Source organism: Amycolatopsis thailandensis (genome assembly GCF_042723255.1).
Lineage (GTDB): Bacteria > Actinomycetota > Actinomycetes > Mycobacteriales > Pseudonocardiaceae > Amycolatopsis > Amycolatopsis thailandensis.
This window is the reverse complement of sequence record NZ_JBHXJK010000247.1, coordinates 1-6,522: the sequence shown is the minus strand read 5'-3', so window position 1 is coordinate 6,522 and position 6,522 is coordinate 1. Positions and strand designations below refer to the sequence as shown.

General features: G+C 67.9%; 7 protein-coding genes. 3 read left to right on the top strand and 4 right to left on the bottom strand.

What is annotated here, in order from left to right; genetic code table 11:
• Positions 1-63: 63 nt before the first annotated feature.
• The 4 genes from qcrB to ctaE are packed head-to-tail and all read right to left on the bottom strand — an operon-like array spanning position 64 to position 4,364.
• Complete coding sequence (gene qcrB, locus ACFWMR_RS42225; protein WP_093938737.1) at positions 64-1,740, bottom strand: cytochrome bc1 complex cytochrome b subunit; 1,677 nt, start codon at positions 1,738-1,740, stop codon at positions 64-66.
• Positions 1,737-2,870 (bottom strand): cytochrome bc1 complex Rieske iron-sulfur subunit, encoded by a 1,134-nt coding sequence (qcrA, locus tag ACFWMR_RS42220; RefSeq protein WP_093938736.1) that lies wholly within the window; start codon positions 2,868-2,870, stop codon positions 1,737-1,739. Before qcrA ends, qcrB begins: the two co-directional genes overlap by 4 nt.
• Positions 2,867-3,685, bottom strand: a complete 819-nt coding sequence (gene qcrC / locus ACFWMR_RS42215; protein ID WP_191257452.1) for a cytochrome bc1 complex diheme cytochrome c subunit — start codon at positions 3,683-3,685, stop codon at positions 2,867-2,869. Before qcrC ends, qcrA begins: the two co-directional genes overlap by 4 nt.
• Before the next feature lie 55 nt (positions 3,686-3,740).
• Positions 3,741-4,364, bottom strand: a complete 624-nt coding sequence (gene ctaE, locus ACFWMR_RS42210) for an aa3-type cytochrome oxidase subunit III (RefSeq protein WP_005164165.1) — start codon at positions 4,362-4,364, stop codon at positions 3,741-3,743.
• 95 nt (positions 4,365-4,459) lie between these two features.
• On the opposite strand from ctaE, the gene ACFWMR_RS42205 reads away from it, so the two are divergent.
• The 3 genes from ACFWMR_RS42205 to trpD all read left to right on the top strand — a co-directional run bounded on the left by ACFWMR_RS42205 (position 4,460) and on the right by trpD (position 6,378).
• The gene (locus ACFWMR_RS42205) at positions 4,460-4,876 is read left to right on the top strand and encodes a hypothetical protein (protein ID WP_093938734.1); all 417 of its coding nucleotides are present in this window, start codon (positions 4,460-4,462) and stop codon (positions 4,874-4,876) included.
• A gap of 61 nt (positions 4,877-4,937) precedes the next feature.
• Positions 4,938-5,348, top strand: coding sequence for a hypothetical protein (locus ACFWMR_RS42200; RefSeq protein ID WP_093938733.1), 411 nt, complete (start codon positions 4,938-4,940; stop codon positions 5,346-5,348).
• 4 nt (positions 5,349-5,352) lie between these two features.
• Positions 5,353-6,378 (top strand): anthranilate phosphoribosyltransferase, encoded by a 1,026-nt coding sequence (trpD, locus tag ACFWMR_RS42195; protein WP_378382449.1) that lies wholly within the window; start codon positions 5,353-5,355, stop codon positions 6,376-6,378.
• The last annotated feature ends 144 nt before the right edge of the window (positions 6,379-6,522 follow it).

Here is a 6,522-nt window from a genome sequence, read left to right as displayed (position 1 = left end):
CATGAAGGCCCCCTTCCTTGCGCCAGGCGCAAGGAAGGGGGCCTTCATGTACTTCTTGTCGAGCTAGTGCCCGGAAGTGATCTCCTTGCGCTCCTGCGAGGGCTCACCGCCGATGTCGTCGACCTTGCCGTTGCCGTTGGAGCCGTGCCCGTTGGCCCGGGCGCGCTCCAGCGCGATGGTCTCCTCGACCGGGTCCGGCGACCAGGTCGAACCGGCGACGGCGTGACCGGCCGAGCCGAGCTTGTTCATCTTCTTCGGGACCGACGCGCCCTGGTACTCGAGCGGCAGCGGGTGACCGTGGTCGTCCACCGGGCCGAGCGGCTGGTGGATCTCGATGAACTCACCGTGCGGCAGGCGCTTGATGATGCCGGTCTCGACACCGTGCTCCAGCACCTCGCGGTCGGCCCGCTGGAGACCCAGGCAGATCCGGTAGGTGATGTAGTACGCGATCGGCGGCAGCAACAGCACGCCGATCCGGCCCGCCCACGTCGTCGCGTTCAGCGAGATGTCGAAGGCGAACGCGATGATGTCGTTGAAGCCCGACAGCATGATGACCGCGAAGAACGTCAGGGCCATGATGCCGAGCGAGGTCCGGACCGGGACGTCGCGCGGACGCTGCAGCAGGTTGTGATGCGCGGTGTCCTTGGACAGCTTTCGCTCGATCCAGGGATACATCACCAGCAAGCCGATCAGCAGCGGCATCCCGACAGCGCCGGGGAAGAACACCGCCGGGACCGTGTAGTTCCCGAGGTAGAGCTCCCACGCGGGCCAGATCCGCAGCATGCCATCGGCCCAGGCCATGTACCAGTCGGGCTGGGAACCCGCCGAGACCTGCGCCGCGTTGTACGGGCCGATGTTCCAGATCGGGTTGATCTGGAAGAGCCCCGACATCAGCGCGATGATGCCCGTGACCAGCGCGAAGAACGCGCCGCCCTTGAGCGCGAACACCGGCATGATGCGGACGCCGACGACGTTGGTCTCCTTGCGGCGCACGCCCGGGAACTGCGTGTGCTTCTGGTACCAGACCAGCGCGAGGTGCGCGGCCACCAGGCCGAGCATGATGCCCGGCAGCAGCAGGATGTGGATCGTGTACAGGCGCGGGATGATCTCGTTGCCCGGGAACTCCCCGCCGAACAGCGCCCAGTGGATCCAGGTGCCCATGACCGGCACCGAGAGCACGATGCCCGACAGGGTCGCGCGGATACCGGTACCGGAGAGCAGGTCGTCCGGCAGCGAGTAACCGAAGAAGCCTTCGAACATGCCCAGGACCAGCAGCAGCGCGCCGATGACCCAGTTCGCCTCACGCGGGCGCCGGAACGCGCCGGTGAAGAAGATCCGGAACATGTGCACCATCATCGAAGCCACGAAGATCAGCGCGGCCCAGTGGTGCAGCTGGCGGACGAACAGACCGCCGCGGACGTCGAACGAGATGTCCAGCGTGGTCGCGAAGGCCCGCGACATCTCGACGCCCTGGAGTCCGGTGTAGCTGCCGTTGTAGACGACCTCCTCCATGGAGGGGTCGAAGAACAGCGTGAGGTACACACCCGACAGCAGCAGGATGAGGAAGCTGTAGAGCGCGATCTCGCCGAGCAGGAACGACCAGTGGGTCGGGAACACCTTGTTGATCTGGTGCCGCATGCCCTTGGCCAGGTGATACCGGTCGTCGGCCCACTTCGCACCAGCGCCCACGGCCTTCTCGGCCGGGTTCGTCCCCTTTGTCGGGGTGGTGAGTGAACTCATGACTTACGCTCCCAAAAAGCCGGTCCGACGGCCTCGTTGAAGTCTCCGCGCGCGACCAGGTAGCCGTCCTTGTTCACTGTAATCGGCAATTGGGCCAGCGGCCGGGTCGCCGGTCCGAAAATCGGCTTGGCGTAGTGGAGCGCGTCGAACTGCGACTGGTGGCAAGGGCAGAGGATGCGGTTGGTCCGCTGCTCGTACAGGGAGGTCGGGCAGCCGACGTGGCTGCAGATCTTCGTGTACGCGTAGTAGTCGCCGAAGTTGTAATCCTCCTGGTTCGCCCGCTTGACGACCTTCGCGGCGTCGGTCGGGCGGAGGCGGATCAGCATGACCGGGTTGTCGACGCGCTTGAAGGCGGCCGACAGCGCGTGCTCGTCCTCCCGCTCGGACTCACGGAACGGGAACACCGTCTCCATGGCGCCCGCGTCGAGGTCCTCGACCCTGACCAGGGAAACCTCGTGCGGGCGGCCGGTGTTGCGGCGCAGGAAGACCTCTTCGTCCGGGAAGTTCTTCTTCCAGCCCGAGTGCCACAGCGAGTCGCGGTTCTCGGTGTCCTTCCACGGGTCCTTGATGAAGGACGCGACCGGCAGCGCCGCGACGGCGAGGCCGAGCACACCGGCGCCGGCGCCCGCGGACCGCTTGATCATCGAACGGCGCGCGATGGTGCTGTCGTTGCCCGAGTGGGCCAGCTGGGCGACGATGGTGGCCTTGTCGACCTCCTTGGAACCGCCGTCCCCGCGCTCCTGCACCGCGACCTCGGCCGGGATGAACTTCTTGGTGTAGAGGATCACCCCGATACCGAGGCTGAGCACGGCGAGCCCGAGGGAGACCCCGAGCAGCGGCGTGTACAGCGTGTACTTGGTGTAACCGGTCGTGCCCGGCTCCTTGTACTCGAACCAGTGCGGCCACGCGATGAGGACCACGAACGCGAGGCCGGACAGCGCGGCCAGCACGAACCAGAGGGCGACAGTGCGCTCGGCGCGCTTCTCCGCCCGTGTCCCCTCGACCGGCCACGGCTTCGGGTACTCCACGATCTCGACCCCGTCGAGCGCGGTACCCAGCTTGACGAGCTGGTCGCGATCCATGTCCGCCAATTCCGCCTCTGTCGGCGGCTTCGGCCCTTCGGCGCTCATGCCTTCGATCCAATCCACAACGTCACGCCGATCAGCGCGGCGATCCCGACGATCCACGCGATCGCGCCCTCCGAGGCCGGGCCAAGACCGCCGAGCGAGCTACCGCCGGGTGCGTTGTTCCCGTGACTCACGGACTTCACGAACGCGATGATGTCCTTCTTCTCCTCCGGCGACAGCTGCCGGTCGGAGAACTTGGGCATGTTCTGCGGCCCGGTGAGCATCGCGGTGTAGATCTGCTCTTCCGTGGCCGGGTCCAGGTTCGGGGCGAACTTGCCCGACGAGAGCGCGCCGCCGCGGCCGGTGAAGCCGTGGCAGGAGGCGCAGTTGAGGCGGAAGAGTTCGCTGCCGCGCGCGACGTCCTCGCCGCGCAGCGCGTCACCCTTCTCGGTGGGACGCTGCGCGCCGCCACCGTTGGCCTGGATGTAGGCGCCCAGGGCGTTGATCTCGGCCTCGGACAGCTTCGGCGGCTTCCGCTGCGCCTGGGCTTCCTGGCGGACCGCCGGCATGCGGCCGGTCGAGGTCTGGAAGTACACGGCCGCGTCGCCGATGCCGATGAGGCTCGGGCCACGGTCGGTGACGCCTTCGAGCTTCGGCCCGTGACATTCGATACACGTGTTGTTGTAGAGCTTCTCGCCCTCGCGCAGGAGGGCGGACTCGCCCTGCGCCTGCGCGGTCTGCGGCTCCGGCGCGAAAACGGCGTACAGCCCGCCCACGCTCAGGAGCGCGATCCCGAGCGCCAGCACGCCGGCGAACCGCCTGCGTGCCTTCGACCGCTTGCGGAAGCGGCGCTCCGTGTCGTTCTTGCTGGAGGTCATCTTGCGGCAACCCTTGCTGTCAGTTCAGGCCGATAGGTCGTGGTGGCGGCTTCGTTCACGGAAGGATGTAGATCACCGCGAACAGGCCCACCCACACGATGTCGACGAAGTGCCAGTAGTACGACACGACGATCGCCGAGGTGGCCTGGGCCGGGGTGAACTTGCTCAGCTTGGTGCGGATGAGCAGGTACACGAACGCGATGAGCCCGCCGATGACGTGCAGGCCGTGGAACCCGGTCGCGAGGAAGAAGACCGTGCCGAACGGGCCGGACGGGATCGTCATCCCCTCGTCGATCAGGTGGAGGTACTCGTAACCCTGGCCGCCGACGAAGATCGCGCCCATGATCAACGTGATGATGTACCAGCGGCGCAAGCCGAAGACGTCACCCTTTTCGGCGGCGAACACGCCGAACTGGCAAGTGAACGAGGACGCCACGAGGATCACCGTGAACGGGATCGCCAGGGCGACGTTCAACTCGAAGGGCTCACCGTGCAGGGGCGGCGGCCACTGGCCGGTCGCGTTCTGCGCCTTCACGGTGAAGAACATGGCGAACAGTCCGGCGAAGAACATCAGTTCGCTGGACAGCCACACGATGGTGCCGACACTGACCATGTTCGGCCGGTTCAGCGAGTGGACCCGCTGGCTGATGGTGGGAGCTGCCGTTGTCACGCGTCGCATTATGTCCTCTCACGCACGGGGCCCGCCGGGTGGGTCCACGGCAAGTCGCGTGCGTGTCGGGTCACATCTGAACGAAAGTGGGAACAGGGCTACTCATGGGTTTACTAGATCGGCTTCGTGACCTGGTCAAGAAGCCGAAGATCCCAGGTCTGACCGTCGACACGCCCGGCGTGGAGATCGTCGCGGAGGCCTTCGATCCCGCCGAGGCGGATTCTTCGGTGCTCGCGAGATCACCCGCTTGGGTCGCCGAAGCGCCGGCGATCCTGCGCCACCACTTGAAACTTCCGCCCGAAAAGGTGGCGGAGGCTGCCTCGATCCTCGCCCAGGACGGCTGGGAGCTGCGGGAACAGGGGCCGGACGGCGATCTCACGCTGGCGCACGCCCTGCGCGTCCAGACCCTCGACGCGCTGCACTGCGCGCAGGAAAGGTCGCGGATGGCGGGGCTCGCGCAGCGGCTCGGCGGGGATTCGGTGGGCTGGGACGCGCTCCAGCCGTCGGGGGCGCCCACGTGATGTCGGTCATGGCGGATAACATCGCGGGGTCGACATGACTAGACGAGGCGGAGGCGCGCTCATGGGCGAGCAGGCGATGCGGATCCTGGTGTTCAGCCACAAGGCGGAGGTGCGCGAGGCGATCATCAACGCCGTCGGCCGCAGGCCCGCCGCCGACCTCGGCCGGGTGGACTACACCGAGGCGTCCGGCATCTCCGAGGTGCTCGTCGAGATGGACGCGGGCAACGTGGACCTGGCCATCCTCGACGGCGAGGCGCAGCCGACCGGCGGCATCGGGCTGACCCGCCAGCTGAAGAACGAGATCGAGGATTGCCCGCCCATCGTGGTCGCGGTGCGGCGCAAGGACGACCGCTGGCTCGCGACCTGGTCGCAGGCCGACGCGGTGCTGGTCCACCCGCTCGACCCGCTGACCGCCGCCGAGACCGTCGCCGACGTGCTGCGCGCCCGGCGGGTGCCAGTCGTGCACGGCTGAACCGGTGACAGCCAAGACTTGGCCGTCCCTGCTCAACCAGCTCATCGCGCGCGCGGACCTGTCCGAGGAGGACACCGCGTGGGCGATGGACCAGATCATGAGCGGGGCGGCGACGCCCTCCCAGATCGCCGGGTTCGCCGTCGCGCTGCGCGCGAAGGGTGAGACACCGGCGGAGATCTCCGGGATGGCCGACGCCATGCTGGCGCACGCCAAACGGGTGACGATCGACAGGCCGTCGGTGGACATCGTCGGCACCGGCGGGGACCGGTCCAATTCGGTCAACATCTCCACCATGGCCACGGTGGTGACGGCCGCGGCCGGTGCCCCGGTGGCCAAGCACGGCAACCGGAGCGCGTCGTCGAAGTCCGGCGCGGCCGACGTGCTGGAGGAGCTGGGCGTCACCATCGACCTGCCGCCCGAGACGGTCCAGCGCAGCGTGAACGAGCTGGGCATCGGCTTCTGCTTCGCGCCGAAGTTCCACCCCGCGCTGCGCCACGCCGGCCCGACGCGCGGCGAGCTCGGCGTGCCGACGACGTTCAACCTGCTGGGCCCGCTCACCAACCCCGCGCAACCGCGCAGTTCGCTGATCGGCTGCGCGTACGAGGACAAGACGCGCGTGCTGGCCGAGGTGTTCGCGCGGCGCGGGATGACCGTGCTGCTCGTGCGCGGTGACGACGGGCTCGACGAGATCACCACCACGACCACCAGTTCGGTGTGGGTGGTCTCCGGCGGCGAGATCACCGAGCGGAGCTTCGACCCCTCGTCCCTCGGGATCGCCAGGGCGACCGCGGACGACCTGCGCGGCGGCGACGCGGCGCACAACGCCGAGGTGTTCCGTCAGGTGATGGCCGGGAAGGCCGGTCCCGTGCGGGATGCTGTCCTGCTCAACTCGGCGGCCGCGCTGGCGGCTTTCGCCGGGTTCACGGGGTCGCTGGAAGACGATCTCGCGGCCGGGCTCACGCGGGCGGCTTCGGCCATCGATTCGGGTGCGGCGGCCGATCTGCTGAACCGATGGATCGCCTTCGCCTGACGCTCCGTCTCGCCGTGCCCTCGTTCCCGCTCGCCCGGCCCTTGTTCCCGCTGTCCCCGCCCTTGCTTCCGAGAGTGTCATGAGGGGTGGCCCAGGGGGATTTTTATTTAAATGGGGGGCCCGCAAGAGAAACAGCGCGGCCCC